General features: G+C 70.0%; 1 pseudogene. It reads left to right on the top strand.

Annotated elements, in window-relative coordinates:
* Window positions 1–377, top strand: a pseudogene (gene fbiC, locus QM841_RS42920) (7,8-didemethyl-8-hydroxy-5-deazariboflavin synthase); the annotation flags it as partial.

A 377-nucleotide genomic window follows, 5' to 3' on the forward strand; every position in this document is an offset into this window, starting at 1 on the left:
CTGGCCAAGCTCGACACGAAGCCGGTCGGGTTGCCGTGGCAGGAGCCGGACGAGTCCTGGGAGTCGACGGGCCGGGTGGATCTGAACACCGAGATAGACACCGACGGCCGCAACACCGAGACGCGCAGCGACCTCGGCAGCGCGTTCGGGGACTGGGAGACCGTCCGCGAGCAGGTGTTGGAGTTGAGCGGCCCGGTGCGGGTGGACACGGACGTCGTCGCGGCGCTGCGCAGCGCCGAACGCGATCCGGCGGGGCTGTCGGATGACGAGTACTTGGCGTTGGCGACGGCGGAGGGTCCGGGGCTCGAGGCGATGGTGGCGTTGGCGGATGCGCTCCGCAAGGACGCCGTCGGCGACGAGGTGACCTATGTGGTGAA

The organism is Rhodococcus sp. IEGM 1307 (assembly GCF_030056915.1).
Lineage (GTDB): Bacteria > Actinomycetota > Actinomycetes > Mycobacteriales > Mycobacteriaceae > Rhodococcus_F > Rhodococcus_F opacus_D.